General features: G+C 60.3%; 1 protein-coding gene. It reads left to right on the top strand.

Annotated features, from left to right (window positions below; genetic code table 11):
• Window positions 1–210 precede the first annotated feature (210 nt).
• Entirely contained in the window at window positions 211–1,542 is a 1,332-nt protein-coding gene (locus WB528_RS05275; protein WP_423887371.1) for an IS701 family transposase, read from the top strand.
• The last annotated feature ends 297 nt before the right edge of the window (window positions 1,543–1,839 follow it).

Here is a 1,839-nt window from a genome sequence, read left to right as displayed (position 1 = left end):
ATTGAGTGTCGCTTCGATCGTATCCGGTGCGACATCGAGTTCTGCGGTTTGGGCCATCGAGGCACTCCACTGTCTGTCGCAACAATCTAGGCGCGGCCGGCAGTCAAGTGAAGGGCCGCTTAGCACTACTTTGGCATATTATTAGCGGCGCGGGATTCCCGAATCGCTTTTTGCGTGATTCATGGGTGGTCGGCTTATGGAGGGCCGACCATGGCGAACACGAGGACGGGATGGGAAGGCGAGCTTGAGCGGTGGCTGAAGCCATTCCTGGAGCGTTTGGGTCACAAGGCGCGGCAGCGGATGTGTCCCCTGTATGTAGCGGGACTGATCGGCCCGGGTGATCGCAAGAGCGTTGCGCCGATGGCCGAGCGATTTGCGCCCGGTAATTATGATCAGTTGCATCATTTTGTTGCTGCTGGAGTCTGGGATGCGGCGCCTCTGGAAACGGAACTTCTGATCCAAGCTGACGGGCTCGTCGGCGCCAGCGATGCGGTGTTGGTAATCGACGACACGGCCATGCCGAAGAAAGGCAAGCACTCGGTCGGCGTGGCGGCGCAATATGCTTCGGCTTTGGGCAAGACCGCCAATTGTCAAACGCTGGTGTCGCTGACGCTGGCGCGCGGCGAGGTGCCGGTGACGGTCGCTCTGCGCCTCTTCCTGCCTGAGAGCTGGACGAGTGATCGAGCCCGTCTGAAGCAGGCTGGCGTTCCGGCCGAACATCGGACTGCGCGAACGAAGCCGGAGATCGCGCTCGCTGAGATCGACCGGATGATTGCAGCCGGTGTCCGCTTCGGCTGTGCGCTCGCGGATGCCGGGTACGGGCTGAGCGCGCCATTCCGGCAAGGGCTGACGGCGCGCGGTTTGGCCTGGGCCGTTGGCATCCCTCGTCATCTCAAGGTGTACCCAGTCGGGGTGCAACTGATCTGGCCAATTGCCAAGCGCGGCCGTCCGCGTCGGCGCTCAATTCCTGACATTCTGTCGATAGCGGCCGAAGACATGCTGGCCGATGCCAAGTGGCGGAACATCAGTTGGCGTACTGGCACGAAAGGAAAGCTCAAAGCCCGTTTTGCCGCGGTCCGTGTGCGTACAGCCGACGGAGCTGCGCAGCGGATCAGGGACAAGGGTCAGCAACATCTGCCGGGAGACGAGGCCTGGCTTATCGGCGAACACCGTGCGTCAGGGGAGAAGAAATACTATCTCGCCAACCTGCCCGTCGAGACGAACCTGCGCACGCTCGCTGCCATCCTAAAGGCACGATGGGTTTGCGAGCAGGCCCACCAGCAGATGAAAGAAGAACTCGGCCTCGACCATTTCGAGGGCCGATCTTGGCAAGGCCTTCACCGACACGCGCTCATGATAATGATCGCGTACGCCTTCCTTCAACATCGTCGCCTCACCCAAGCGAAGCGGGGAAAAAAGAATCAACGGTCCACCGCCTCAACCAAGCTTGCCGGCCGTACGTCACGCCATCGTCAATCTCATCACCCGACCACTGCAGCGATGCCCGCACTGCCGAAAATCGCTCGACGGCATGCGGCATAAAAGCAATCTGCCAAAGTAGTGCTAGGCCGCATACTCATAAAATTCGACCCGACGTCTTCTTTACTCCGAAAGCGACCGAATTGTTGCGCGGCAGCGAAATGCCGCTTTGTGCCAGAGCACTAAATCGCTGCGCGATAGTTTGCGGCTGCGGGTGGTTTAGCTCGGGCCCGCTGATCTAGATCGAGGTCATTGGTAGCGGACGGGGCGTCCTGTCTTGAGGATCGAGGTGTTCGTCACCTCACCTCAGACAGGAGTTTCCGATGAGTATCCATGTTGCCAGCCCGCTCCATCAGCGCA

The organism is Bradyrhizobium sp. (genome assembly GCF_049586575.1).
Classification (GTDB): Bacteria; Pseudomonadota; Alphaproteobacteria; order Rhizobiales; family Xanthobacteraceae; genus Bradyrhizobium.
Note: the sequence above shows the minus strand (reverse complement) of the source record. Positions and strands in the feature narration are given on the sequence as shown.

Excerpts from the sequence above, each read along its gene's own strand:
- WB528_RS05275 (WP_423887371.1), top strand. The coding sequence starts at position 211 with ATGGCGAACACGAGGACGGGATGGGAAGGCGAGCTTGAGCGGTGGCTG.